Raw genomic sequence first — 25,237 nt, forward strand, 5'->3', positions numbered from 1 at the left:
GGCTTTCGTTTGCCGTTGCCGGTCAGGCGCAGGCGGCTTGCATCTGGCGATGCGTATCGATGAGGTGCTGCACCACGCCAGGATCGGCCAGCGTGGAGATGTCGCCGAGTGCAGCGTATTCGGCGGTAGCGATCTTGCGCAGGATACGGCGCATGATCTTGCCCGAGCGGGTCTTCGGCAGACCTGGCGCCCACTGGATGACATCCGGCGTGGCGATCGGGCCGATTTCCTTGCGCACCCAGTTCTTCAGTTCCTGACGCAGCTGCTCGGACGGTTCCTCGCCCGCGTTCAGGGTCACGTAGACGTAGATGCCCTGGCCCTTGATGTCGTGCGGTACACCGACCACCGCGGCCTCGGCCACCTTGTTGTGGGCGACCATGGCGCTCTCGATCTCGGCGGTGCCCATGCGGTGGCCGGAGACGTTGAGCACGTCGTCGACACGCCCGGTGATCCACCAGTAGCCATCCTCGTCGCGACGGGCGCCGTCGCCGGTGAAGTACATGCCCTTGAAGGTCTTGAAGTAGGTGTCGACGAAGCGGTCGTGGTCACCGAACAGGGTACGCGCCTGACCCGGCCAGGAGTCGATGATCACCAGGTTGCCTTCGGCCGGCCCGTCGATGATGTTGCCCAGGTTGTCCACCAGCGCCGGCTGCACGCCGAAGAACGGACGCGCGGCGGAACCTGGCTTCATGGCGTGGGCACCCGGCAGCGGCGTCATCAGGCAGGCGCCGGTTTCGGTCTGCCACCAGGTGTCGACGATCGGGCAGCGGCTCTGGCCGACGTTCTCGTAGTACCACTGCCAGGCTTCCGGGTTGATCGGCTCACCGACCGAACCGAGCAGGCGCAGGCTGGAACCGTCGGCGCCTTCCACGGCAGCCTTGCCCTCGGCCATCATGGCGCGGATGGCGGTCGGCGCGGTGTAGAGGATGTTGACCTTGTGCTTGTCGACGATCTTGGCGACACGGGTCACGTCCGGGTAGTTCGGGATGCCCTCGAACATCACGGTGGTGGCGCCATTGGCCAGCGGTCCGTAGACCAGGTAGCTGTGGCCGGTGACCCAGCCGATGTCGGCGGTGCACCAGAAGACCTCGCCCGGACGGTAGTCGAACACACGCTCGTGGGTCAGCGAGGCGTACACCAGGTAGCCGCCGGTGGTGTGCAGCACGCCCTTGGGCTTGCCGGTGGAACCGGAGGTGTAGAGGATGAACAGCGCTTCCTCGGCGCCCATTTCCTTCGGCGCGCAGACGCTGCCGGCGACCTTCATCAGGTCTTCGTACCAGATGTCGCGGTGCTGGTTCCACTTGATGCTGCCACCGGTGCGGTTGACCACGATGATCTTCTGCACGCTGTTGGTTTCCGGGTTGGTCAGCGCGTCATCGACGTTGGCCTTCAGCGGCACCTTCTTGCCGCCGCGCACGCCCTCGTCGGCGGTGATCACCACCTTGGACTTGCAGTCGATGATGCGGCCGGCCAGCGCCTCGGGCGAGAAGCCACCGAACACCACGGAGTGGATGGCACCGATACGGGCGCACGCCAGCATGGCCACCACGGCTTCCGGGATCATCGGCATGTAGATGGTCACCACGTCGCCGCGGTGGATGTCCTGGCCGCGCAGGGCGTTGGCCAGCTTGCACACCTGCTCGTGCAGCTCGCGGTAGGTGATTTCCTTGTGCTCGGACGGATCGTCGCCTTCCCAGATGATCGCGATCTGGTCGCCGCGCTCTTCCAGGTGACGGTCGAGGCAGTTGTAGGACACGTTCAGGGTGCCATCGGCGTACCACTTGATATCGACATGGTGGTCGTCGAAAGAGGTCTGCTTGACCTTGGTGTAGGGCTTGATCCAGTCGATGCGCTGGCCCTGCTCGCGCCAGAAACCCTCGGGGTTGACCACCGACTGTTGGTACATGGCCTTGTAGGTGGCCTCGTCGGTCAGTGTCCGCGCGGCCACTTCGGGGCGCACAGGGTAAAGAGACGCAGCACTCATGGAATCACCTCGGTGGGTAGTTGTTTTTGTATGCTGCCTTTTGTATCTCCCGACCCTTCGTGAGGCCATTCGACCATGGTCTTACCGCTCTAAGACCATGGTCTCGAGGCCCTGCCCTGCAGGTGTCGAGCCCATGCGGCAGCGTCATGCACCGTTCGACACGACGCGCATCGACAGCGTTCCTCGCGTTTCGTCAGGCGCATGCCCCCGCGCCGGCGGGTCCACCGAGCGTTGCCCTTGCGCACTGCACGCCCGCCGAAAAAAAGCCCGGCACAGGGCCGGGCGCAGAGGTAGACGCGGTATCGTCGGTGGTCCTAGCTCATGCCCAGCCAGTTCGGCAGGGCCATGGACACGGCCGGGATGTAGGTGATCACCAGCAGGAAGCTGATCAGCATCATCAGCCACGGCAGCGCGGCGCGGATCACCGCGGTCAGCGGCATGCCGGTCACCGCCGAGGTGACGAACAGGTTCAGCCCCACCGGCGGGGTGATCAGGCCGATCTCCATGTTCACCACCATGATGATGCCCAGGTGGATCGGGTCGATACCCAGCTGCACGGCGATCGGGAACAGGATCGGCGCGAGGATCAGGATGATCGCCGACGGCTCCATGAAGGCACCGGCGATCAGCAGCACGATGTTCACCACCAGCAGGAACTGCCACGGTTGCAGGCCCAGCTCCACCACCCAGGCGGTGATCTGCTGCGGGATCTGCTCGGTGGTCAGCACGTGGGCGAAGAGCATGGCGTTGGCGATGATGAACATCAGCATGATGGTCAGCTTGCCGGACTCCAGCAGCACCTTCGGGCACTCGCGCAGGGTCAGGTCCTTGTACACGAACAGGGCCACGAAGCCGGCGTACACGGCGGCCACGGCAGCGGCCTCGGTCGGGGTGAACATGCCGGTGTAGATGCCGCCGAGGATGATCACCATCAGCAGCAGGCCCCAGAACGCCTCGCGCGCCGAGCGCAGCCATTCGCGCAAGCTGGCACGCGGCAGGGCCGGCAGCTTCTTGATCCGCGCCACCACGTAGATCGCGATCATCAGCACCAGGCCGAGCAGCACGCCCGGGATCACCCCGGCCATGAACAGCTTGCCCACCGACTGCTCGGTGGCGGCGGCGTACACCACCATGACGATCGACGGCGGAATCAGGATGCCCAGGGTCCCGGCGTTGCACACGATGCCGGCGCCGAAGGCCTGCGGGTAGCCGGAGCGGACCATGCCGGCGATGGCGATGGAACCCACTGCCGCCACGGTGGCCGGCGACGAACCGGACAGCGCGGCGAACAGCATGCACGCCAGCACCGCGCCGATGGCCAGGCCGCCCCGGATGTGGCCGACGCAGGCGTTGGCGAAGTCGATCAGGCGCCGCGCCACGCCACCGGTGGTCATGAAGGCACCGGAGAGCAGGAAGAACGGAATCGCCAGCAGGGTGTAGTGCTCGGAGGTCTCGAACAACTTGATCGCCAGCGAGCGCACCGAGTCGGGGCTGAACAGCATGATGGTGATCGAGCCGGCCAGGCCGAGCGAGGCGGCGATCGGCACGCCGATGAACATCAGCAGGAACAGCAGCAGGAAGAGGAACAGGACGGTCATTATTTGCTCTCCTCGTGCTCATTGACCTTCAGGGCGTCGGCGGCTTCGTCAGCCAGGCCGAGGCCGGTCTGCTGGTTGCGCAGGATGCGCACGAGAATTTCCAGGAAGCGGATGAACACCATGGCGTAGCCGAACGGCACGATCATGCCGATGTGCCATTGCTGGATGCCGTAGTGGCCGAGATCTTCGGCGCCGATGCCGGCGCTGAACAGGGTGTGCACCCAGTCGAAGCTGCCGACCGCGATCAGGCCGGCGTAGCCCAGGCAGCACAGGCAGGCGATGACGCCGATGACGCGCTGGATGCCGCGTGGCGCGAGCTTGACCAGCGCATCCACGCCGATGTGGCCGGCGGTGCGCACGCCGTAGGCCAGGCCGAAGAAGATCAGCCAGCCGAACAGCGCCTTGGTCAGGGCGTTGCTCCAGGTCATGGCCTGGGCCATGTCGAGGATGGCGTCACCGATACCCAGCAGGGTTTCGTTGCCGCCGAAATAGTCACCCAGCCAGTAGAACAGGGTGTAGAAGTTGTTGAGGATCACGTAGACGAAGGTGATCAGGGTCATGGCAGCGAGAAGAAAGGCGATGAAGCCTTCCTCGAAGTGCTCCCAGGCGCGCCGCAAGGCGTTCATGGCATCTCCGCGAGGTTGTTGTGATTGTCAGGAGTCGGACGAATCTAACCGAGCCGGGCGCCCGCGGGATATTCGTCATTGGCAAACACCGCCTTAGGCGGTGCTGAATGGCGAACCACCCCGGGTGCGTGGGCCCGGGGTGGCTCTGGGGGGAAATTACTGGTTGGCGGCCTGCGCGGCCTCGATCACGTCCACACCGATGTCGGCTTCGAACTTCTTCCACGCCGGGCGCACGGCGTCACGCCATTGGGCACGCTGCTCGGGGGTCAGGGTGATGATCTCGCTCTTGCCGGTGTCCAGGATGCCCTGGCGCGCCTTGGCATTGAGCGCCTCTGCCTGCTTGTTCACCTCGACGGTGACCTCGTCGACGATCGCCTCCAGCTCGCCGCGGATATCCGCCGGCAGACCGTTCCAGAACTTGGTGTTGGTGATCAGCACGTAGTTGCCGATCGCATGGTTGGACTCGGTCATGTACTTCTGCACCTCGAAGTACTTCTGCGAGTAGATGTTCGACCAGGGGTTGTCCTGGGCATTGACCACGCCGGTCTGCAGGCCCTGGTAGATCTCGGCGAAGGCCATCTTGCGCGGCACTGCACGCAGGGCGCTGTACTGCGCCGCCTGCAGGTCGGACGGCTGCACGCGGAACTTCTGCCCACGGGCGTCAGCAGGCTCGACCAGCGGCTTGTTGGCGGTCAGCTGGCGCATGCCGTTGAGCCAGTAGGCGAGGCCGGTGATGCCCTTGTCTTCCATCGACTTGAGCAGCGCCTTGCCCTTGTCCGAAGCCTGGAAGCGCTGCGCCGCTGCCACGTCATCGAACAGGAACATCAGATCGAACAGCTGCAGTTGCTTGGTGTACTGCTCCAGCTTGGACGGTGCCGGCGCCAGCATCTGCACTTCGTTGAGCAACAGGGCTTCCATCTCCTTGCCGTCGCCATAGAGCGAGGAGTTGGCGTAGACCTCGACCTTGACCTTGCCGGCCAGGCGCTCGTCCACCAGCTTCTTGAACAGCAGCGCGCCCTGCCCCTTCGGCGTGCTGTCGGCAGTGATGTGGGAGAACTTGATCAAGATCGGATCGGCAGCCTGGGCCGACAGTGCGCCAAGCAGGGCACAGCCGGCGAGTACGCCAGCCAGGCCGCGACGAACGAATGAAAACTTCATGGAAAGCTCCTGTTGTTTTTGTCTGAGCGTCGAGGGCGAAAACCCTTCGATTGGCCCGGACTCTACCCCGCCCTCCTCCGCGCTGAAATTCACATTTGAACAACCGAGCCTTCGGCATTCACGAAGGCAACGCGAGATCATCCCCTGCCGATCCACTGTTGCGCAGGTGGTCGAGCATCTGCTTCGCGGTCAGCGAAAGGTTGTCCTGATTGCGTACGGCCACCTTCAGCTCACGCCTGGCCCAGGGATCGTGCAGCGGGATCACCCGCACATCGAGCGCCGGCAGATAGGTGCGTACCGCCAGGTCCGGCAGGACGCCAACGCCCATGCCGGTGTGGATCATCCGGCAGATGGCCTCGAAGCTGCGCACCTGGATGCGCAGGCGCAATGCCATGCCCTGATTGTGCGCCGAGTGCTGCAGCAGGCTGTGCAGCGAGGCGTCCTGCTGCAGGCCGATGAAGTCGTAGCCCACCGCTTCGCGCAGATGAAGGCCGTCACGCCCGGCCAGCGGATGGTCGCGCGGGGTGACCAGCACCAGCTGGTCGTGGCGGTAGGTGAACACCTGCAGGTCATCGGCCGGTACATGCCCGGCGAAGATGCCGATGTCGGTGAGGCCCTCGCGCACCGCACGCAGGGTCTCGCTGCTGACCCGCTCCTCCAGGTCGATCTTCACCTGCGGGTGGTGGCGACTGAAGCTGGCCAGGTCCTCGGGCAGGAACTCGATCACCGCCGAGGTATTGGCGTGGATGCGCACGTGGCCCTTCACCCCCTCGCTGAACTCGCTGAGGTCGGCGTTGAGCTGCTCGAGGTTGTCCATCATGTTGCGTGCGTGGTGCAGCAGGGCGTGGCCGGCCGGCGTCAGCTCGACGCCCTTGGGCTGGCGATAGAGCAGCGCGATGCCGAGCTGGCTCTCCAGGTCGCTGACGCGCTTGCTCACCGCCGCCAGCGCCAGGTGCTCGCGCTCGGCGGCGCGGGTCAGGCTGCGCTCGTCGGCGATGGCCACGAACAGCTTGAGGGTGACGAAATCGATACGCCGCATGAGGATTCTCCGTTTCGTGCCTGGCGAAGCAGCCAGGCCATATCACCATGGCAAAGCCGGTTTACAGCATGACACTTCGTCAGCCGCGAAGCCTAGCTTGGCCATTGAGCAATTGTCCGAGTCGCCTCACTGCGCCATTCTGCGCACCACAAGAAACGCACAGGCAAATCAGGTGCAGCCATGACTCAAAGCAACAACGGCAACATGGCCCTGCAGGGGCTCAAGGTGATCGAGATGGGCCAGCTCATCGCCGGTCCCTTCGCCAGCAAGCTGCTCGGCGAATTCGGCGCCGACGTGATCAAGATCGAGCCGCCAGGCATCGGTGACCCGCTGCGCAAGTGGCGCAAGATCAAGGATGGCACCTCGCTCTGGTGGCACGTGCAGTCGCGCAACAAGCGCTCGCTGACGCTGAACCTGAAGGAAGCCGAAGCACAGGACATCGTCCGCCAACTGGTGAGTGAAGCCGATGTGCTGGTGGAGAACTTCCGCCCCGGCACGCTGGAAGGCTGGGGCCTGGGCTACGACGAACTGAAGGCCATCAACCCGAAACTGATCATGCTGCGCATTTCCGGCTACGGGCAGACCGGGCCCTACCGCGACCTGCCCGGCTTCGGCGTGATCGGCGAGGCCATGGGCGGCCTGCGCCACCTTTCCGGCTATCCCGGCCAGGCGCCCGTGCGCGTCGGCATCAGCATCGGCGATTCGCTGTCCTCGCTGTACGGCGTGATCGGCGTGCTGCTGGCCCTGCAGGAGCGTGCGCGCAGCGGCCAGGGCCAGGAGATCGACGTGGCGCTGTACGAATCGGTGTTCGCCATGATGGAAAGCCTGATCCCCGAATACGACGCCTTCGGCTACATCCGCGAGCCGGCCGGCAGCGCCCTGCCCGGCATCACGCCGTCCAACTCCTACCCGTGCAACGACGGCAGCTACGTGCTGATCGCCGGCAACGGCGACAGCATCTACAAGCGCCTGATGAGCCTGATCGGCCGCGACGACCTGGGCAACGACCCGCGCCTGGCGCAGAACGATGGGCGCAGCCAGCACGCCGAACTGATCGACAACGCCATCGCCGAATGGACCGCCCAGCGTGGCCGTGACGAAGTGATCGAAGCGCTCAAGGGGGCCCGCGTACCGGCCGGCTATCCCTACACCGCCGCCGACATCGTGCAGGACCCGCACTACCTGGCGCGGCAGATGATCGAGCAGGTGCAGACCAGCGCCGGCCCGCTGCGAGTGCCGGGGGTGCTGCCCAAGCTCAGCCGCACGCCAGGACGCATCGGCAATGGTGGCCCACAGCTGGGCGAGCACACCGATGACGTCCTCGCCGGCCTCGGCCTCAGCGAGGCCCAGGTCGCCGGCCTGCGCGAACGCGGAATCATCTGAGCACCCAAAAGCCGCGATCACGGCACCCGTAGGGTGGACAACGCGAAGCTTGTCCACACAAACCCACGCCAACACCGGACACCGCAGTGGTGGATGGAAGAAGCGCCATCCACCCTACGCAGGCGCGGCTCATCGCAATGACGAAGCCCCGTAGGGTGGACAACGCGAAGCTTGTCCGCCAGAACCACGACACCGCCGGGTACCGCAGCGGTGGATGGAAAAAGCGCCATCCACCCTACGCAGGCGCGGCTCATTGCAATGACGAAGCCCCGTAGGGTGGACAACGCGAAGCTTGTTCGCCAGAACCACGACACCGCTGGTCAGCGCCGCAATGGATGGAAAGCGCGCCTCCCAGCCAGCCAATACCGCAAGGATCTACCCATGAGCAAACGCCTCTACATCCAGGACGTCGCCACCCGCGACGGCTTTCAGATCGAAGCCTCCTTCGTCCCGACCGAAGACAAGATCGCCCTGATCGACCGCCTCTCCCACACCGGCCTGGCCAAGGTCGAAGTCACCTCCTTCACCTCGCCCAAGGCCATTCCCAACCTGCGCGACGCCGAAGAAGTGATGCGCGGCATCCAGCGCGTGGCCGGTGTCGAATACACCGTGCTGGTGCCTAACGTGAAGGGCTGCGAACGCGCGCTGTCGTGCGCGGTGGACGAGATCAACCTGGTCATGTCGGCCAGCGACACCCACGGCCTGGCCAACCTGCGCATGACGCCGGAACAATCGCTGCAACAGTTCGCCGAAATCATCGAAGTCACCCGTGGCAGCGGCGTGTTCATCAACGCCTCGCTGTCGACCACCTTCGGTTGCCCGTTCGAAGGCGAGGTGGCGGAGAGCCGTGTGCAGACACTGATCCAGCGCCTGCTGGACATCGGCGTGCAGGGCGTGACCCTGTGCGACACCACCGGTATGGCCGACCCGGCGCAGGTCGAGCGCATCTGCCGCGCGGCACTGCAACGCTGGCCCGCGGCCGTGTTCACCGCGCACTTCCACAACACCCGAGGCATGGGCCTGGCCAACGCACTGGCAGCACTGAACGCCGGCATCGACCGCTTCGACGCCTCGCTCGGCGGCCTCGGCGGCTGCCCTTACGCACCGGGCGCCAGCGGCAACATCTGCACCGAAGACCTGGTGCACATGTTCCAGCGTATGGGCCTGGACACCGGCGTGAACCTCGACGCACTGCTCGAAGCCGCCGCCACCCTGCCCGACCTGATCGACCACGACGTACCCGGCGCCATCCTCAAGGCAGGCAAGTCGGACCGCCGCTATCCCAAGCCGAAGTGGATGCAGGAAGCCGGGCTCTGAACAATGTGCCAGGGGCTTTAGCCGCGACCTTCTGCTCCAACACGAAAACGCCCGGTGCAAGCACCGGGCGTTTTCATGTGCAGCGCAGCATCAACCCTGGTTGGATTTCTCCGCCGCCTCGATCAGCTCGGCACCGATCTCCTTCTCGAACTTCTTCCACACCGGGCGCATCGCTTCACGCCATTCGGCGCGCTGCTGCGGGGTCAGTTCGATGATCTCGGTGGTGCCGGCCTTGGCGATGTCCTGCTTGGCACTCTGGTTGAGCGCATCGGCCTGCTTGTTCACCTCGACGGACACTTCGGCCATGACCTTTTCCAGCTCGCTGCGCACATCGGCCGGCAGCCCTTTCCAGAACTGGGTGTTGGTGATCACCATGTAGTCGATCAGGCCGTGATCGGACTCGGTCATGTACTTCTGCACCTCGTGCACCTTCTGGCTGTAGTAGTTCGACCAGGTGTTCTCGGTGCCGTTGACCACGCCGGTCTGCAGGCCCTGGTAGACCTCGGCGAAGCTCATCTTGCGCGGGTTGGCGCGCACGGCCTTGAACTGCTCTTCCAGTACGGCGGAAGCCTGTACGCGGAACTTCAGGCCACGGGCATCGGCCGGGTCACGTAGCGGCTTGTTGGCGGACATCACCTTCAGGCCGTTGTGCCAGTAGGCCAGGCCGGTGATGTTCTTGCTCTCCATGGAGGTCAGCAGCGCACGCCCCTGCGGGCTGGCCTGGAAGCGGTCCACCGCCGCCATGTCATCGAACAGGAACGGCAGGTCGAACAGCTGCACCGGCTTGGCGTACTGCTCGAACTTGGCCAGCGACGGCGCCAGCATCTGCACGTCGCCGAGCAGCAGCGCCTCCATTTCCTTGCCATCGCCGAACAGCGAGGAGTTGGGGTAGACCTCTACCTTCACCCGCCCGGGCAGACGCTCCTCGGCCAGCTTCTTGAACAGCAGCGCACCCTGTCCCTTGGGCGTGTTGTCCGCCACCACGTGGGCGAACTTGATGATGATGGGCTCCTCGGCAGCCTGGACCAGGCCGGCACAGGAAAGGATCGCGGCACAGGCGAGTGCCTTGGCGGTGAATCTGAACATGACGTTACCTCGTTGTTGTTGTTTGCTTGGTACGTGGAAAGAGCCGGCTGCCTTGGGGCAACCGTGCGGTTACATCACTGGAAAACCTCAGGTTCCTCTCAGGGGCAGAGCAACACGTCAGGCCTGTCAGTCGCAGGCCTCCCCTGCCCGTTGCAGCAGGCGCCGGGCGCGGCCGAGCACGGGGGCGTCGACCATCTGCCCGTCGACCACGAACACCCCTGCACCACTGCTGGCAGCGGCCATCACCCGCCGCGCCCAAGCCAGTTCCTCGTCGGCCGGGCACAGCGCGCGGTGCACGATCTCGACCTGGGTGGGGTGGATGCACAGCAGTCCGTCGAAGCCCATGTCGCGTGCATCACGCGCCGTGCGGGCGAGCCCTTCACGGTCTTCGATGGCCGGGAAGACGCTGTCCAGCGGCGCGCCCAGACCGGCCACGCGCGACTGCAGGAGCAAGGCGTAGCGGGCCTGATCGAGGATGCGTTCGGCGGCGGCAGAACCGCTGCTCAGGCCCAGGTCCAGGCCCAGGTCGAGCGCGCCGAAGGACAGGCGCTCGACACCGTCGGCATGGGCGATGTCCGCCAGCGCCAGCAGCCCCGCCGCGCTCTCGATGATCGGCCAGACCGGTTTGGCGCAGGCCGCGACACGTGCGACATGGGCGGCAGACTCCACCTTGGGCAGCAGCACGCCGACCACCCCGGCATGCCGGGCGCACAGGGCGATGTCGGCCGCATGCCCGGCATGCTCGGGGGCATTGATGCGCACCAGCAGGCGCGCCTCGGGGTTGGCGCTGAGGAAGGCATCGAGATTGGCCCGGGCCTCGACCTTCAGGCTCTCCTGCACGGCGTCTTCCAGATCGACGATCACGGCATCGGCGCCGACGGCGAGTGCCTTGGGGATACGCTCGGGACGGCTGGCCGGCACGAACAGGGCGCTGCGGATGATTGGCGTGTTCATGCTCGCACCTCTGTGCGGTTGGCAGGCGTGTGCTGGACGCAACGTGCGTCGGCCATCCTGCGCAATGAATGGCGGCACTCGGCCGGGAGGCGCTTGTCGGTCATACGGCCCCCTGCTGGTGCAGGCGCTGGATATCGCCGGCGGCATAGCCCAGCTCGGCGAGCAGCGCGTCGGTGTGCTGGCCCAGCGCGGGGATGGCGTCCATGCGTGGTTCGAAGGCGCTGTTGCGCCCCGGCGGCAGCAGGGCCGGCAGGCTGCCGCTGGGGCTGTCGACCTGGCGCCAGCGCTGCCGCGCCTGCAGTTGCGGATGGGCCCAGACGCCGGCCATGTCGTTGACCTGGGCGTTAGCGATCTGCGCCTGCTCCAGGCGCTCGATCACCTGCGCAGCAGTCATGCGTGCAAAGGCCTCGAGGATGATCGCGCGCAGCTCGCTGCGGTTGGCCGAGCGCCGCGAGTTGGCGCTGAAGCGCTCGTCGCTGGCCAGCGCGGGCTGCTCCAGCACCTTGTCGCAGAACGCCGCCCATTCGCGCTCGTTCTGCAGGCCGAGCATCACCGTGCCGCCATCGCCGGCCGGGAACGGGCCATAGGGGTAGATGGTCGAGTGCGCTGCGCCCGCGCGTGGCGGCGGCGTGGCCCCCTCGTATGCGTAGTACAGCGGGTAGCCCATCCACTCCACCAGGCTCTCCAGCATCGACACGTCGACGCGGCTGCCGACGCCGATGCGACCACGCAGCATCAGCGCCGAGAGCACGCCGGTGTAGGCATACATGCCGGCCGCGATGTCGGCGATGGAGCAACCGGCCTTGGCCATCTCCTCCTCGCCCGGCCCGCCGGTGACGGAGAGAAAGCCGCCCTCGCTCTGGATCAGCAGGTCGTAGGCCTTTTTCTGCTCATAGGGGCCGCCCTCGCCGTAACCGGAAATGTCGCAGACGATCAGCCTGGGGAAGCGCTCGTGCAGGGCCTCGAACGACAGGCCCATGCGCGCGGCGGCACCGGGCGCGAGGTTCTGTACCAACACGTCGGCCTTGGCCAGCAGGCTGTCGAGCACCTCAGAGGCATCGTCCTGCTTGAGGTCGAGGGTCAGGCTTTCCTTGGAGCGGTTGGTCCAGACGAAGTGCGAGGCCAGGCCGCTGACGCGCTCGTCGTAGCCACGGGCGAAGTCGCCACTGCCCGGACGCTCCACCTTGATCACCCGCGCACCGAGGTCGGCGAGCTGGCGGGTGCAGAACGGCGCGGCGATGGCATGTTCTAGGCTGACCACGGTGATGCCATCCAGTGGCCGGGGACTACTTTGAGTCATATCGAAAGCCTCATTTACTCAGGCGCCACAGCATTCTTGTAGGAGCGGCGGGCGGCGTACCGCTTCATCCGCGAAGACGTATGTCAATTCCACACAACGGCAGCGCCTAACACATTGCATTCGCGGATGAATCCGCTCCCACAGATTGGCTGTTCCCATCAGAACAATTGGTGCAGATCGTCACTGTCGCGCAGGCGCCAGACCCGCTCGATCAGCACGCCGGCCTCATCGCCACTGCGCTTGCCGGCGAAGGCCAGCAGACGGCGGAACTTGTCTTCCAGCTCGGCGCGGCTGAGGGTGTTGCCGGGGTCGCCCTTGGGCTCGTCGATGGCGCTGAACAGCGTGCGTCCATCGCGAGTGAGCACTTCGACGCGACCCAGCCAGCGCTGCGGATAGGCGATGTCCACCTCGGGGTCCAGGCGCATCTGCACCTTGTCGCGAAACGCCGCCACGGCCGGGTCCTGCAGCGCCAGCTCGGCGAACTCGGTGAGCTGCGCCTTGCCATGCACGGCGATCAGGCCCAGCACGGTGCCCATGGAGAACTTGGCCTGGTGCACGCTCTGCGGCACCTTCACGCGGCCGAGCACGTCGATCGCGCCCTGGTGCACGCGGGCCGTCACCCGCTGGATGTCCTCGTGACGCAGGCGTTCGCGCTGCATCAGCGCCAGCAGGGCATCGGCAGCCGGATGGGTATGCCGGCAGGAGGCGTGGAACTTGAACGAGGTCTCCACCAGCGCCCAACGCCGCCCGAGGCGATCGGACAGCTTGCGCGGGTCGGCATCGCGGGACATTCCCGCCGCCATGCCCTGCTCGCCTTCGAGGATGTTCTGCGCGCCGGTCAAGCCCTGCTCGGTGAGGTAGGCGGCGAGCAGGCCGTCAGCCGCTGCCTTGGCCGTGTGCAGCTGCTTGGAATCGGCAGCGTCGCGCAGGAACTCCCAGAGACCGGCGGCCTGGGTGCCGGCGTTGCCCAGCAGATGGATGAACTGCCGCTGGTCGAAATCCAGCAGCTTGCCCACGGCCACGGCGGCCGCCAGGGTGCCGACGGTTGCCGTGGTGTGGAAGATGCGGTAGTGCGAACGGCCGAGGAACTCGCCAATGCGGATGCCCGCCTCGTAGCCGGCCACCGAGGCCAGCAGCAGTTCGCGGCCGGACTTGCCGAGGTCCTGCGCCGCCGCCAGCGCAGCCGGGAAGACCACAGTAGCCGGATGCAGCACCGAGCTGTTGTGCAGGTCATCCTGCTCCACCAGGTGCGAGGATGCGGCATTGACCAGGGCGGCGAAGTACGCCGAGGTGCCCCGGCCGTTGACCAGGATGCGCGCCGGGCCGTCGGCCGGGCCCATCTTCTGCGCGTAGGCCTCGAACAGCGGAATCGGTCGTGCGCCTTCGCTGGCCAGGGCCGAGCCCAGCCAGTCGAGCAGCAGGTCCTCGGTGCGCTCCAGCACATGTTCGGGCAGGTCGTCGTAACGCAGCTCGGCGAGGAAGGCCGCGAGCTTCTGGGTGTCCGTGCTCATGGTCGGCTCCTCAGAAACTGCGTGGCAGCTCGAGCAGGTGCTCGGCCACATAGGACATGATCAGGTTGGTGGAGATCGGCGCCACCTGGTACAGACGGGTCTCGCGGAACTTGCGCTCGACGTCGTATTCGTTGGCGAAGCCGAAACCGCCGTGGGTCTGCAGGCAGGCGTTGGCCGCCGCCCAGGACGCTTCCGCCGCCAGGTACTTGGCCATGTTGGCGCTGGCCCCGGCATTCTCGCCACGGTCGTACTGCTCGCAGGCGCGCCAGCGCATCAGGTCGGCCGCCTCCACTTCGATGTGTGCCTTGGCGATGGGGAACTGCACGCCCTGGTTCTGGCCGATGGGGCGACCGAACACCACGCGGTCGCGGGCATACTGGCTGGCCTTCTCGATGAACCAGCGGCCATCGCCGATGCACTCGGCGGCGATCAGCGTACGCTCGGCATTGAGGCCGTCGAGGATGTAGCGAAAACCCTTGCCCTCCTCGCCGATCAGGCTGCTGGCGGGAATCTCCAGGTTGTCGAAGAACAGCTCGTTGGTCTCGTGGTTGACCATGTTGGCGATCGGCTGCACGGTCAGGCCGTTGCCGATGGCTTCGCGCAGGTCGACCAGGAAGATCGACATGCCTTCGGACTTGCGCTGCACCTCGGCCAGCGGCGTGGTGCGCGCCAGCAGGATCATCAGGTCGGAGTGCTGGATGCGCGAGATCCACACCTTCTGCCCGTTGATCACGTACGTGTCGCCCTTGCGCACGGCGGTGGTCTTGATCTTGGTGGTGTCGGTGCCGGTGGTCGGCTCGGTCACGCCCATCGACTGCAGGCGCAGCTCGCCACTGGCCAGTTTCGGCAGGTAGTAGCGCTTCTGCTCGTCACTGCCGTTACGCAGCAGGGTGAACATGTTGTACATCTGCCCGTGGATGGTCCCGGAGTTGCCGCCGCAGCGGTTGACCTCCTCGAGGATCACCGACGCCTCGGCCAGGCCCAGGCCCGAGCCGCCGTACTCTTCCGGGATCATCGCCGACAGCCAGCCGGCCTCGGTCATGGCGCTGACGAAGGCTTCCGGGAAGCCCTTCTCCTCGTCGATCTTGCGCCAGTATTCGGCGGGAAACTCCGCACACAGGGCGCGCACGCCTTCGCGGATGGCATTGAGTTCTTCGTTGTTGCTGGCGTTCATCACAGTTCCTCAGTGAGCCGTAGCCCGGATGCAATCCGGGGCGATTTCCCGGATTGCATCCGGGCTACGAACAATCAGTCGAATTGCACCTCGGCGCGCTGCGCCAGGCCGGCCTCGTTGCCCGCCCACAGTTCGGCATGGCCGACCTCGCTGATACGCCCGCCGACTTCGAAGGGCTGCGGTGCGATCAGCGGACGCAGGCCGCGGTAGGCGATGCGGCGCAGACGCGCCTGCGGGTTGGCGCGGCAGAAGGCGCGCAGGCTCAGCGTGGCGATCAGCGGGCCGTGCACGACCAGGCCGCTGTAGCCTTCGGTTTCGGTGACATAGGGCCAGTCGTAGTGGATGCGATGGCCGTTGAAGGTCACCGCGCTGTAGCGAAACAGCAGCGTGCTGCTCGGCGTCACCGCCTCGCGCCAGTCCCCGGCGACCAGCGGCTCACCGCTGCTGGCCTTGGGTGGGCTGGGCTCGCGGTAGACGATGTCCTGCTCTTCGCGGATGGCCAGCTGGCCGTCCTGCAGGTAGTCGTGCTGCACGGTGACGAACAGCAGTGCGCCGGTGCGGCCGTGCTTCTCCTCGATGTGCGTGATGGTCGACACACGACTGGCCTCGCCGCCGACACGCAGCGCCTGGAAGAACTCGATGCGGCCACCGGCCCACATGCGGTTGCGGTCGTCGGCCGGCGGCAGGAAGCCACCGCGCGCCGGATGGCCATCCGTACCCAGGCCGTTCTCGGCCACGGGCTCCTGGAAGAACGCCCAGTGCCAGAGAGGGGGAAGTGCCTCGCCATGGGCAGGCGTGGCGTCGCCCAGGGTGGCGGCGATGCGCTTGACCAGGTTACGGCTGATCTGGTCGTGGACTTCTTCGCTACGACCAATCCAGGCAGAGAAAGCAGAGTCGCTCATGGTGCAGGGTTCCGGCTCGTTCTTGTGTGGAGCAGAGCATGCAACCCGGCCTGCGTTCAGAGAATCTCCATTTATTTAATCCAGCGTTCGGATATGCTTAACGCCTTCACCACGCAGGGGCGACTTCTAGCCGCGATCCCCGGCCGATCGCTCCCAGCGGACCTTTGCGCCGTCACCGAGGCCACCATGCATTTCGACCTAGCCGACCTGCGCCTGTTCATCCATATCGCCGAGTCGCCCAGCCTGACCCAGGGCGCGCGCCGGGCCTTTCTCTCGCCGGCGGCGGCCAGCGCACGGATCAAGGCCCTGGAGGGCCAGCTCGGCAGCCGCCTGCTGTACCGCGACAGCCGTGGCGTCGAGCTGACCCCGGCGGGGCAGCGCCTGCTGCAGCACGCGCGGCTGATCATGCGCCAGGTGGACTACCTGAAAAGCGAGTTCACCGAATACGGCACCGACGCCGCCGGGCACATCCGCATCTTCGCCAACACCACGGCGGTCACCGAATTCCTCCCCGAGGTGCTGGCCGGCTTCCTCGCCGAGCGCCCCGGGGTCACCGTCGATCTGCAGGAGCGCCTGAGCCGCGACATCGTGCGCGGCGTGCTGGATGGCGCCGCCGACCTCGGCATCATCGCCGGCCCGGTGCAGGCAACGGGCTTGCAGGTGCTGCACTTCAGCACCGACCGCCTGGTACTGGCGGTACCCCTGGGCCATGCCCTGGCGCAACGGCAGTCGGTCAGTTTCAGCGACACCCTCGCCTATCAGCACATCGGCCTGCACGAGGGCAGCACCCTGCTGAGCTTTCTGCGCGAACAGGTGGAGAAGCTCGGCGGCACGCTCGCCCTGCGCATCCAGGTGTCGAGCTTCGAGGCCATCTGCCGGATGATCGAGGGCGGCGTGGGCATCGGCATCATTCCCGAGTCCGCCGCACGCCGGCACAGCCGCACCATGCAACTGGCCGTCCTGCAGCTGGACGAGGACTGGGCGGTACGCGAGCGCAGCATGCTGGTACGCGAGCTGGATGCGCTGCCGGGCAGCGTCCGTGCATTGATCGACAGGCTGACTCAGGGCGTCTGACGCCGGGCGGCGTCAGCAGGAACGGCAGGCAAAAAAAGGGCGACCATCAGGTCGCCCGCCCATTCAGGGCATTCCTGAAAAGGAATGCGGAAACGCTTGCACCCAAATCACGCAGGATGATCGGTACGGCCTCAGTGTCGCCCTCACCCGCCCGCCTGCCTATTGCACCATGGTCGTATGCAGGCGAACTCGTGGGCGCGAGCCATACTGTTGGCAATCCGTAGTGGTGGATGAGGACACCTTCATGAGCCCCGAGCATCTCGCCCTCCTGCAACAGGCACCGGCCAGCAACAACACCGAGGACATCTGGGGCCGGATGTGTTGCGAGCAGGCCCTGCTGGCGCTGGAGGAGGGTTGCTACGCCGTCGGCTCGGTGCTGGTCAACGAGCGCCAGGAGCTGCTGTGCAGCGGCCGCAACCAGGTGTTCACCAACGGCTTCGACAGCGCCGCCCATGCCGAGATGAAGGTCATCGACCAGCTCGAACGCCTGCACCCCGAGGTCGACCGCGACGGCCTGACGCTCTATGTCAGCCTGGAACCCTGCCTGATGTGCTACGGCCGCATCCTGCTGGCCGGCATACCGCGCGTGCGCTACCTGGCGCGTGACCAGGACGGTGGCTTCGCCGTGGGCCACGGCCAGCTGCCGCCCGTCTGGGAAAGCCTGGCCTCACGCCTGTCGGTGGCCCAGGCCGAGGTCGCGCCCTACTGGACCGAGCTGTCCGAACTGGCGATTCATCGCCTGCAGAACCGCCAGGCGCTGCGCCAGCGGGTGGCCCGGGCCTGGCGCGGCCAGCCATGAGCACTGCCTAGGCTCCGCACGAAAAGTGCCTGCGCTCGGTGATGCTGCGTTGAAATCGCTCTCAGAATGCTCATTTACAGCACGTAAACTGCGCTTCTTCGAGCGATTTCGTGGGGCCGCCATCGGCCTGGCCTGACCTTCGCTCGACGACTGTTCGTACAGAGCCTAGTCCTTGCCCAGGCCATGCTGACGCAGCTTGTTGGCGATGGTGGTGTGGGACACCCCGAGGCGCTTGCCCAGTTGCCGACTGCTCGGGTGGTCGCGGAACAGACGCTCCAGCACCGCCTTCTCGAAGCGGCCGAGAATGTCCTCGAGGCTGCCGTCCACCGAGAACTCGCCCAGCGGCTGCGGCGCGCCATAGTCCGGCAGGCGGATGTGCTCGGCCTTCACCGTGCCACCGTCACACAGCGATACCGCCTGGAACAGCACGTTCTCCAGCTGCCGCACGTTGCCCGGCCAGTGGTAGTGCGCCATGCGTTCGAGGGCCGGCGGCGCCAGCCTGGGCAGCGCGCAACCGATCTGCCGGCTGGCCGAATCGAGGAAGTGCTCCACCAGCGGCGCCAGGCCATCGAGGCATTCGCGCAGCGGCGGGATGTGCAGGCTGAGCACGTTGAGGCGGTGGTAGAGGTCCTGGCGAAACTCGCCACGCGCGCACAGCTCGGAGAGATCGACCTGGGTGGCGCAGATCACCCGCACATCCAGGTACACCTCCTCGTCGCTGCCGACCCGGCGGAAACAGCCATCCTGGAGAAAGCGCAGCAACTTGGCCTGCAAGCGCGGGCTCATCTCGCCGACACCATCGAGAAACAGCGTACCGCCGGCCGTCAGTTCCAGCAGACCGAGCTTGCCTTCCGGCCGCGCGCCCTCGAAGGCGCCGGGGCCATAACCGAACAGCTCGGTCTCGGCCATGGATTCGGGCAGGCCGGCGCAGTTGAGGGCCATGAATGGCGACTGGCCGCGCGGGCTGGCCAGGTGACAGGCGCGCGCCAGCAGTTCCTTGCCGGTGCCGGTCTCGCCCTCGATCAGCAGCGGCGCATCCAGTGGCGCCATGCGCCGCGCCTCCTTGACCACCGCCGCCATCACCTTCGAGCTCTGGAAGATCGAGTCGAACCCGCGCAGCTCCTGCTTGCGCACGTGGTAGATGCGCTCGCCGACGCGATCGGCGCGGTGCAGGGTCAGCACGGCGCCGGCCAGCGCCTCGCTGTCGTCATGCTCGTTCTGCAGCGGCGCGATGTCGGCGAGGAACACATCCCCCCTGATCTTCACGCGCAGGCCGTTGATCCGCGTCTTGTTGGCGCGCACCAGCTCGGGCAGGTCGAAGTCCTCGGCGTAACGCGACAGCGCCATGCCGGGCACCTCGTCCACCCGCACGCCGAGCAACTGCGCGGCACTGCGGTTGGCGGCGACGATGCTGCCGCCCATGTCGATCGACAGCACCGGAAAATCCAGAGCGCCGAGCAGTGCGTTGAGTTCCAGGTGGCGCCGCTCGCTGGGCATCAGGCCGACGCGCTTGACGCCGAACACGCCGGGAATCGCCTCGAACTTGGGGCGCAGCGACTGGAATTGCAGGTTGATCAGGTTCGGGCAGTGCAGGTAGATGGCGTTGCCCTGCTCGCCGCCGACTTCACCACGGGCGACGTTGATGCCGTAGTCGACCAGCAGGTTGAGGATGTCACGCAGGATGCCGACACGGTTCTGGCAATGGACCTTGATACGCATGGCGCAGGCTCTTGTGGGTCTTGTTATGGGCCGTCACGCCTGGAAATTCGCCGCGACGGCATATTTTCCGTCAAGAATATGTGACAGTTTCGCGTGACAGCAAGCTGAAAGCCGGCCACCCCACCAAAGTCGTAATCAAAACTTTACGATTTAACCCCCTGTCCGCGCGTATCCCGCCTGGTCTGCCCCCTGTGCGGCGGAGCGATCGCAGGCATGCTCTGGTCAAGACAAGAACAACAGCCCCCTGAAGGAGGCAGCGATGAAGAGCACGCAGTACCTGGCCCGAGAACCGGACGACAGTGGCTTTATCCACTACCCCGAGGCCGAGCATCAGGTGTGGAATACCCTGATCACCCGCCAACTGAAGGTGATCGAGAACCGTGCCTGCCAGGAATACCTGGACGGCATCGAACAGCTCGGCCTGCCGCTGGAGCGCATCCCGCAGCTGGGCGAGATCAACCGGGTGCTCGAAGCCAGCACCGGCTGGCGCGTGGCACGGGTGCCGGCGCTGATTCCGTTCCAGACCTTCTTCGAGCTGCTGGCCAGCAAGCAGTTTCCCGTCGCCACCTTCATCCGCACGCCCGAAGAACTGGACTACCTGCAGGAGCCGGACATCTTCCACGAGATCTTCGGCCACTGCCCGCTGCTGACCAACCCCTGGTTCGCCGAATTCACCCACACCTACGGCAAGCTCGGCCTGCAGGCCACGAAAGAGCAGCGCGTCTACCTGGCGCGCCTGTACTGGCTGACCATCGAGTTCGGCCTGCTCGACACCCCGGCAGGCCGACGCATCTACGGCGGTGGCATCCTGTCCTCGCCGAAGGAAACCCTCTACGCCCTGTCCGACGTACCCGAGCACCAGGCCTTCGATCCGCTGGAAGCGATGCGCACGCCGTATCGCATCGATATCCTGCAACCGGTGTACTTCGTCCTGCCGGAGCTCAAGCGCCTGTTCGAGCTGGCCCAGCAGGACATCATGGCGCTGGTGCAACAGGCCATGAGCCTGGGCCTGCATGCCCCGAAGTTTCCGCCGAAAGCCGCGTAGGGTGGACATGCCGCCAGGCTTGTCCACCATCGCTATAGCGAGTGGCCCGGATGAAATCCGGGATGGCCCTCAGACATCGCCCCGGATTGCATCCGGGCTACGAACAATCAGGAGAACCCCAATGAGTCTTGCCCAAGCCCAGTGCGAAGCCTGCCGCGCCGATGCGCCGAAAGTGTCCGATGAGGAGCTGGCCGAGCTGATCCGCGAGATTCCCGACTGGAACATCGAGGTGCGCGGCGACCACATGGAGCTGGAACGCGTCTATCTGTTCAGGAACTTCCGCCACGCCCTGGCCTTCACCAACGCCGTCGGCGCCATCGCCGAGGAAGTCGGTCACCACCCTGCCCTGCTCACCGAATGGGGCAAGGTCACCGTCACCTGGTGGAGCCACGAGATGCGCGGCCTGCACCGCAACGACTTCATCATGGCGGCCCGCACCGATGTACTCGCCGCCAGTGCCGAGGGTCGCAAGTGAGCCATTTCGCCGCTGTCGCCCGCGTGCCCGGCGACCCGATCCTCAGCCTGATGGAGGCGTATCGCCTGGACAGCAACCCGGCGCGCCTGGACCTGGGGGTCGGCGTGTACAAGGATGCCCAGGGCCTGACGCCGATCCCGCGTGCGGTGAAACTGGCCGAGCAGCAGCTGATCGACAGCGAGCGCACCAAGACCTACGTCGGCGGCCACGGTGATGCGGCGTTCGGCGCCCTGCTCAGCGAGCTGGTCCTGGGCGCGGGTTCCGTCCTGCTCGCCGAGCAGCGTGCCGGGGCGACGCAGACCCCCGGCGGCACCGGCGCCCTGCGCCTGGCCGGCGACTTCATCCGCCACTGCCTGCCGGGACGCGGCATCTGGCTGAGCGACCCGACCTGGCCGATCCACGAGACGCTGTTCGCCGAGGCCGGGCTCAAGGTCGGCCACTACCCCTACGTCGGCGCCGACAATCGCCTCGACGTGGAGGCCATGATCGCGGCACTCACCCACCTGCCCAAGGGCGATGTGGTCCTGCTGCATGCCTGCTGCCACAACCCCACCGGCTTCGACCTCGCTCCGCGTGACTGGAAGCGCGTGCTGGAAGTGGTCAAGGCGCGCGAACTGCTGCCGCTGATCGACTTCGCCTACCAGGGCTTCGGCGATGGCCTGGAGGACGATGCCTGGGCAGTGCGCCTGTTCGCCGCCGAGCTGCCCGATCTGCTGATCACCAGCTCCTGCTCGAAGAACTTCGGCCTCTATCGCGAGCGCACCGGTGCCCTGATCGTCTGCGCCGCCGATGCCGAGAAGCTGCTCGACATCCGCAGCCAGCTGGCGTCCATCGCACGCAACCTGTGGTCGACACCACCCGCCCATGGCGCCGCCGTGGTCGCGCAGGTGCTGGGCGACGAGGCGCTCAAGCGCCTGTGGCTGGACGAACTGGAAGGCATGCGCCAGCGCGTCGCCAGCCTGCGCCGCGGCCTGGTCGAAGCCCTGGCACCGCACGGCCTGAGCGAGCGCTTCGCGCACATCGCCGAGCAGCGCGGCATGTTCTCCTACACCGGCCTGACAGCGGTGCAGGTGCAACGCCTGCGCGAAGAGTTCAGCGTGTACATGGTCGGCAGCGGCCGCGCCAACGTCGCCGGGCTGGATGCCACGCGCCTGGAGCAGCTGGCCAGCGCCATCGCCCGGGTCTGCGTGAACTGAGTCGGCGGGCGGCGGTCACTATGGCCTGCCGCCTGCCCGCTTCACGGCTATAGTGCGGTCAACGCCATCCACGACGGATTCGCCAATGGCCGTACCCAGCAACATCCTCTTTCGCGCCTACCAGCGCATCATCCACAGCCTGGCCTTCTACCCGACGCTGATCGCCATCGGCTTCTTCCTGCTGTGCGTGCTGACCATGGCCATCGAATATCGCCCCTGGATGATGGCGCTCAAGGAGAATTTCGACATCGGCCTGGTGCGCAATGCGGACAACGCCAGACTGATCCTCGGCACCCTGGTGGCCGGCATCCTCTCGCTGATGGTGTTCAGCTTCTCGATGGTCATGGTGGTGCTCAACAACGCCGCGGCCTCGCTCTCGCCACGGGTGATTCCGGGCCTGATCAGCAGCAAGGGGCACCAGAAGACCCTCGGCGTCTACCTGGGCAGCATCCTCTATGCGCTGCTGCTGATCACCACCATCGAACAGGGCGACAGCGAGCGGGTGCCGAGCCTCGGCGTGCTGATCACCCTGGCCCTGGGCATCACCTGCCTGGGCCTGTTCGTGCACTTCATCCGCTCCATCTCGCAGTCCATCCAGGTCGAGCACATTCTCAGCAATCTCTACGGCGCCAGCCTGGAAAAGCTCGACGCCTGCCAGACGAACCTGGCCGACCGGGAGCAGCAACCCGAGTGGCCGGACGACAGCGCCTGGGTGACGATCAATGCGCAGCGCAACGGCTACTTCAAGGCCCTCAACGTCAGCGAAGCCAACGCCCTGCTGCGCCGCCACCAGGTGCGCATGACGGTCCTCGCCCACCGCGGTTTCTTCGTCACCGAGGGCCATCCATTGCTGCGCCTGGAGCGTCCGCTGGACGAAGACGTCTGCCAGCAACTGCTCGACTGCTTCGACTTCTTCATCGAGGAGTACGCCAGCACCCACTACTTCTTCGGCTGCCGGCAGATGGCGGAGATCGCCGTGAAGGCGCTCAGCCCCGGCATCAACGATCCGGGTACCGCGATCAAGACCGTCGACCTGCTCAGCGTACTGCTGAGCAGACGCCTGGCACTCGGCGACCGCGACTTCGTGCCGCTGCCCGACGAACCGCCACGGCTGTCCTACCACGAACTCTCGCTGGACCAGTTGCTGCTGCAACTGCTGGGGCCGATTCGGGCCTACGGCGCGGCGGACGTCAGCGTGCTGAGCAGCCTCCTGCAGGCGTTCAAGAACCTGCTGCACCGCCCCTGCAGCCCGGCGCAGCGTGAGGTGCTGCTGCGCCATGCGCGCAGCGTGCGGGACACCGCCGAGCGCCACCTGCTCGAGCGCCGCGAGCGCGAGGAAATCAACGCGTTCGTCGCGCGCCTCAACCGCACGCTGCCTGCGGACCAGCGCCCGCTGCTGCCCCTGCCGGATGCCAGCGACGCCCCATGACGGGGCGCCAGGCACCACCGAAAAATTGATCGACCGTTTATCAGTAAAAATACTTCATATATATCAATAGCTTGAAAACACATCAGGAAAACCATGGCGTGTTTCATGCTTGCCATCGAGGGCACAGTTCCCTAGGGTAGTTCGCATGTGGTCCCTGATTGCCCCCATCAGTTCGTTGCTGAGCGGGGTCGCGTTACTCCTGCTCGGCAATGGCCTGCTCAACACCCTACTGACCCTGCGTGGCGTCGCCGAAGGCTACTCCACCACGATGCTCGGACTGATCATGTCCGGGTACTTCGTCGGGTTCCTCCTCGGCACCTGGCTGGCGACTCCGCTGGTCCGGCGCATCGGGCATATCCGTGCATTCGCCTGTTGCGCGGCGCTGGCCGCCATCGCCGCCCTGCTCCACCTGCTGCTGATCGACCCGTGGATCTGGCTGGGCCTGCGCGTGCTCTACGGCCTGGCCCTGGTGACGCTGTACATGGTCATCGAAAGCTGGCTCAACGCCCAGGCGGCGAACGAGAAACGCGGCCAGGTGTTCGCCGTGTACATGGCGGTCAACCTCGGTGCCCTGGCCCTGGCCCAGCAACTGCTGCACCTGGCTGACCCGGTGCAGTTCACCCTGTTCGCCATCGCCGCGATTCTGATCAGCGCCGCGCTGATGCCCATCACCCTGACCCGCCAGGCGCAACCGAGCCTGCCGGAAACGCCACCGAGCAACCTGCGTCAGCTGTGGAGCATCGCGCCGCTGGCCATCGTCGCCGCCGGCCTGTCCGGCCTGGCCCTCGGAGCCTTCTGGGGCATGGCGCCGGTATACGCCAGCCTGGCCGGCTTCGACACCCCCGGCGTCGGCCTGCTGATGACCGCGACCATTCTCGGCGGCGCCCTGCTGCAGTGGCCGATCGGCATCTACTCGGACCGTCACGACCGCCGCCAGGTGCTGCTCTGGGTCGTGCTGCTGGCCGTCGGCCTGGCGCTGGTCATGAGCCTGCTGCCCGCCGGAGCGCTGCTGCTCGGCGCCATCTTCATCTGGGGCGGCCTGGCCTTTGCCATCTACCCCATCGCCGTGGCGCAGCTGATCGACCAGTTGCACAGCGACGAGATCCTTTCCGGCTCCGCCAGCCTGCTGATGGTCAATGGCATCGGCTCGGTCTGCGGGCCGCTGCTGGCCGGCGTGTTGATGGAGCAGCTGGGCGCCACGGCACTGCCGCTGTACTTCGCCAGCACCCTCGGCCTGCTGGCCGCCTACACCCTCTACCGGCTGCGCCATGTCAGCGATCTGGTCAGCGGCGACGCCGCCCACTTCGTGCCCATGCTGCGCACCAGCCCCACGGTACTGGAGCTGATGCCCGATGCGCCGCCACATGAACACGAACCCATGGAGGACACCCCGAACCCCGTGTCCTGAAGACGTCAACCGGCTGTTTCGGCAAGGCCCCGAGCCTACCCCAAGCAGCCAGAACCCGGC

General features: G+C 66.1%; 21 protein-coding genes. 9 read left to right on the forward strand and 12 right to left on the reverse strand.

Annotated features, from left to right (window positions below; genetic code table 11):
* Window positions 1–22: 22 nt before the first annotated feature.
* The 5 genes from acs to JLK41_RS17645 form a co-directional block, all read right to left on the reverse strand.
* The gene (acs, locus tag JLK41_RS17625) at window positions 23–1,984 is read right to left on the reverse strand and encodes an acetate--CoA ligase (RefSeq protein ID WP_047592968.1); all 1,962 of its coding nucleotides are present in this window, start codon (window positions 1,982–1,984) and stop codon (window positions 23–25) included.
* A gap of 314 nt (window positions 1,985–2,298) precedes the next feature.
* Window positions 2,299–3,582, reverse strand: coding sequence for a C4-dicarboxylate TRAP transporter large permease protein DctM (gene dctM / locus JLK41_RS17630; protein WP_150606958.1), 1,284 nt, complete (start codon window positions 3,580–3,582; stop codon window positions 2,299–2,301).
* On the reverse strand, window positions 3,582–4,208 hold the full coding sequence (locus tag JLK41_RS17635) for a TRAP transporter small permease (RefSeq protein WP_134678343.1): 627 nt from the start codon (window positions 4,206–4,208) through the stop codon (window positions 3,582–3,584). Before JLK41_RS17635 ends, dctM begins: the two co-directional genes overlap by 1 nt.
* 156 nt (window positions 4,209–4,364) lie before the next feature.
* On the reverse strand, window positions 4,365–5,366 hold the full coding sequence (locus JLK41_RS17640) for a DctP family TRAP transporter solute-binding subunit (RefSeq protein ID WP_037057453.1): 1,002 nt from the start codon (window positions 5,364–5,366) through the stop codon (window positions 4,365–4,367).
* Window positions 5,367–5,484: 118 nt separating this feature from the next.
* A complete protein-coding gene (locus JLK41_RS17645) occupies window positions 5,485–6,405 on the reverse strand; it encodes a LysR family transcriptional regulator (protein WP_037057457.1) in 921 nt (306 codons plus the stop codon).
* A 180-nt stretch (window positions 6,406–6,585) separates the two neighbouring features.
* On the opposite strand from JLK41_RS17645, the gene JLK41_RS17650 reads away from it, so the two are divergent.
* Window positions 6,586–7,788: a CaiB/BaiF CoA transferase family protein gene (locus JLK41_RS17650; RefSeq protein WP_037057459.1), complete on the forward strand. Its 1,203-nt coding sequence runs from the start codon at window positions 6,586–6,588 to the stop codon at window positions 7,786–7,788.
* 381 nt (window positions 7,789–8,169) lie between these two features.
* Window positions 8,170–9,105, forward strand: a complete 936-nt coding sequence (locus tag JLK41_RS17655) for a hydroxymethylglutaryl-CoA lyase (RefSeq protein WP_210389474.1) — start codon at window positions 8,170–8,172, stop codon at window positions 9,103–9,105.
* A gap of 90 nt (window positions 9,106–9,195) precedes the next feature.
* Here the strand turns inward: JLK41_RS17655 and JLK41_RS17660 are convergent, their stop codons facing one another.
* From JLK41_RS17660 to JLK41_RS17685, 6 genes are all read right to left on the reverse strand, one after another.
* Window positions 9,196–10,191 (reverse strand): TRAP transporter substrate-binding protein, encoded by a 996-nt coding sequence (locus JLK41_RS17660; protein WP_134677224.1) that lies wholly within the window; start codon window positions 10,189–10,191, stop codon window positions 9,196–9,198.
* A gap of 126 nt (window positions 10,192–10,317) precedes the next feature.
* The gene (locus JLK41_RS17665) at window positions 10,318–11,145 is read right to left on the reverse strand and encodes an HpcH/HpaI aldolase/citrate lyase family protein (protein ID WP_210389475.1); all 828 of its coding nucleotides are present in this window, start codon (window positions 11,143–11,145) and stop codon (window positions 10,318–10,320) included.
* 100 nt (window positions 11,146–11,245) lie between these two features.
* Complete coding sequence (locus JLK41_RS17670) at window positions 11,246–12,445, reverse strand: CaiB/BaiF CoA transferase family protein (protein WP_210389476.1); 1,200 nt, start codon at window positions 12,443–12,445, stop codon at window positions 11,246–11,248.
* 158 nt (window positions 12,446–12,603) lie between these two features.
* Window positions 12,604–13,956, reverse strand: coding sequence for an MmgE/PrpD family protein (locus tag JLK41_RS17675; RefSeq protein WP_210389477.1), 1,353 nt, complete (start codon window positions 13,954–13,956; stop codon window positions 12,604–12,606).
* 10 nt (window positions 13,957–13,966) lie between these two features.
* Window positions 13,967–15,130 (reverse strand): acyl-CoA dehydrogenase family protein, encoded by a 1,164-nt coding sequence (locus JLK41_RS17680; RefSeq protein WP_037056365.1) that lies wholly within the window; start codon window positions 15,128–15,130, stop codon window positions 13,967–13,969.
* Between the two features lie 74 nt (window positions 15,131–15,204).
* Window positions 15,205–16,032 carry an HTD2 family dehydratase gene (locus JLK41_RS17685; RefSeq protein WP_037056367.1) on the reverse strand — a complete coding sequence of 276 codons (828 nt, stop codon included), beginning with the start codon at window positions 16,030–16,032 and terminating at the stop codon, window positions 15,205–15,207.
* Window positions 16,033–16,218: 186 nt separating this feature from the next.
* On the opposite strand from JLK41_RS17685, the gene JLK41_RS17690 reads away from it, so the two are divergent.
* A complete protein-coding gene (locus JLK41_RS17690; RefSeq protein ID WP_037056369.1) occupies window positions 16,219–17,106 on the forward strand; it encodes a LysR family transcriptional regulator in 888 nt (295 codons plus the stop codon).
* 244 nt (window positions 17,107–17,350) lie between these two features.
* Window positions 17,351–17,905, forward strand: coding sequence for a nucleoside deaminase (locus tag JLK41_RS17695; protein WP_210389478.1), 555 nt, complete (start codon window positions 17,351–17,353; stop codon window positions 17,903–17,905).
* 165 nt (window positions 17,906–18,070) lie between these two features.
* On the opposite strand, the gene JLK41_RS17700 is transcribed toward JLK41_RS17695, so the two are convergent.
* Window positions 18,071–19,624 carry a sigma-54-dependent phenylalanine hydroxylase transcriptional regulator PhhR gene (locus tag JLK41_RS17700; protein WP_037056373.1) on the reverse strand — a complete coding sequence of 518 codons (1,554 nt, stop codon included), beginning with the start codon at window positions 19,622–19,624 and terminating at the stop codon, window positions 18,071–18,073.
* A gap of 259 nt (window positions 19,625–19,883) precedes the next feature.
* Between JLK41_RS17700 and phhA the strand changes: the two genes are divergently transcribed.
* From phhA to JLK41_RS17725, 5 genes are all read left to right on the forward strand, one after another.
* Entirely contained in the window at window positions 19,884–20,669 is a 786-nt protein-coding gene (gene phhA / locus JLK41_RS17705) for a phenylalanine 4-monooxygenase (protein ID WP_037056375.1), read from the forward strand.
* A 121-nt stretch (window positions 20,670–20,790) separates the two neighbouring features.
* Window positions 20,791–21,144 (forward strand): 4a-hydroxytetrahydrobiopterin dehydratase, encoded by a 354-nt coding sequence (locus tag JLK41_RS17710; RefSeq protein WP_037056381.1) that lies wholly within the window; start codon window positions 20,791–20,793, stop codon window positions 21,142–21,144.
* Window positions 21,141–22,340: an amino acid aminotransferase gene (locus JLK41_RS17715; RefSeq protein WP_210389479.1), complete on the forward strand. Its 1,200-nt coding sequence runs from the start codon at window positions 21,141–21,143 to the stop codon at window positions 22,338–22,340. The genes JLK41_RS17710 and JLK41_RS17715 overlap by 4 nt, the downstream gene beginning before the upstream one ends.
* An 85-nt stretch (window positions 22,341–22,425) precedes the next feature.
* A complete protein-coding gene (locus JLK41_RS17720; protein WP_210389480.1) occupies window positions 22,426–23,769 on the forward strand; it encodes a DUF2254 domain-containing protein in 1,344 nt (447 codons plus the stop codon).
* Between the two features lie 145 nt (window positions 23,770–23,914).
* A complete protein-coding gene (locus tag JLK41_RS17725; RefSeq protein WP_047588530.1) occupies window positions 23,915–25,177 on the forward strand; it encodes an MFS transporter in 1,263 nt (420 codons plus the stop codon).
* Window positions 25,178–25,237 lie beyond the last annotated feature (60 nt).

Origin of the sequence: Ectopseudomonas khazarica, from assembly GCF_017915135.1 — a bacterium.
Classification (GTDB): domain Bacteria; phylum Pseudomonadota; class Gammaproteobacteria; order Pseudomonadales; family Pseudomonadaceae; genus Aquipseudomonas; species Aquipseudomonas khazarica.

What these genes read in the sequence shown, in the direction of transcription:
- acs (WP_047592968.1), bottom strand. Translation starts at nt 1,984, where the DNA reads ATGAGTGCTGCGTCTCTTTACCCTGTGCGCCCCGAAGTGGCCGCGCGG.
- dctM (WP_150606958.1), bottom strand. Translation starts at nt 3,582, where the DNA reads ATGACCGTCCTGTTCCTCTTCCTGCTGCTGTTCCTGCTGATGTTCATC.
- JLK41_RS17635 (WP_134678343.1), bottom strand. Translation starts at nt 4,208, where the DNA reads ATGAACGCCTTGCGGCGCGCCTGGGAGCACTTCGAGGAAGGCTTCATC.
- JLK41_RS17640 (WP_037057453.1), bottom strand. Translation starts at nt 5,366, where the DNA reads ATGAAGTTTTCATTCGTTCGTCGCGGCCTGGCTGGCGTACTCGCCGGC.
- JLK41_RS17645 (WP_037057457.1), bottom strand. Translation starts at nt 6,405, where the DNA reads ATGCGGCGTATCGATTTCGTCACCCTCAAGCTGTTCGTGGCCATCGCC.
- JLK41_RS17650 (WP_037057459.1), top strand. Translation starts at nt 6,586, where the DNA reads ATGACTCAAAGCAACAACGGCAACATGGCCCTGCAGGGGCTCAAGGTG.
- JLK41_RS17655 (WP_210389474.1), top strand. Translation starts at nt 8,170, where the DNA reads ATGAGCAAACGCCTCTACATCCAGGACGTCGCCACCCGCGACGGCTTT.
- JLK41_RS17660 (WP_134677224.1), bottom strand. Translation starts at nt 10,191, where the DNA reads ATGTTCAGATTCACCGCCAAGGCACTCGCCTGTGCCGCGATCCTTTCC.
- JLK41_RS17665 (WP_210389475.1), bottom strand. Translation starts at nt 11,145, where the DNA reads ATGAACACGCCAATCATCCGCAGCGCCCTGTTCGTGCCGGCCAGCCGT.
- JLK41_RS17670 (WP_210389476.1), bottom strand. Translation starts at nt 12,445, where the DNA reads ATGACTCAAAGTAGTCCCCGGCCACTGGATGGCATCACCGTGGTCAGC.
- JLK41_RS17675 (WP_210389477.1), bottom strand. Translation starts at nt 13,956, where the DNA reads ATGAGCACGGACACCCAGAAGCTCGCGGCCTTCCTCGCCGAGCTGCGT.
- JLK41_RS17680 (WP_037056365.1), bottom strand. Translation starts at nt 15,130, where the DNA reads ATGAACGCCAGCAACAACGAAGAACTCAATGCCATCCGCGAAGGCGTG.
- JLK41_RS17685 (WP_037056367.1), bottom strand. Translation starts at nt 16,032, where the DNA reads ATGAGCGACTCTGCTTTCTCTGCCTGGATTGGTCGTAGCGAAGAAGTC.
- JLK41_RS17690 (WP_037056369.1), top strand. Translation starts at nt 16,219, where the DNA reads ATGCATTTCGACCTAGCCGACCTGCGCCTGTTCATCCATATCGCCGAG.
- JLK41_RS17695 (WP_210389478.1), top strand. Translation starts at nt 17,351, where the DNA reads ATGAGCCCCGAGCATCTCGCCCTCCTGCAACAGGCACCGGCCAGCAAC.
- JLK41_RS17700 (WP_037056373.1), bottom strand. Translation starts at nt 19,624, where the DNA reads ATGCGTATCAAGGTCCATTGCCAGAACCGTGTCGGCATCCTGCGTGAC.
- phhA (WP_037056375.1), top strand. Translation starts at nt 19,884, where the DNA reads ATGAAGAGCACGCAGTACCTGGCCCGAGAACCGGACGACAGTGGCTTT.
- JLK41_RS17710 (WP_037056381.1), top strand. Translation starts at nt 20,791, where the DNA reads ATGAGTCTTGCCCAAGCCCAGTGCGAAGCCTGCCGCGCCGATGCGCCG.
- JLK41_RS17720 (WP_210389480.1), top strand. Translation starts at nt 22,426, where the DNA reads ATGGCCGTACCCAGCAACATCCTCTTTCGCGCCTACCAGCGCATCATC.
- JLK41_RS17725 (WP_047588530.1), top strand. Translation starts at nt 23,915, where the DNA reads ATGTGGTCCCTGATTGCCCCCATCAGTTCGTTGCTGAGCGGGGTCGCG.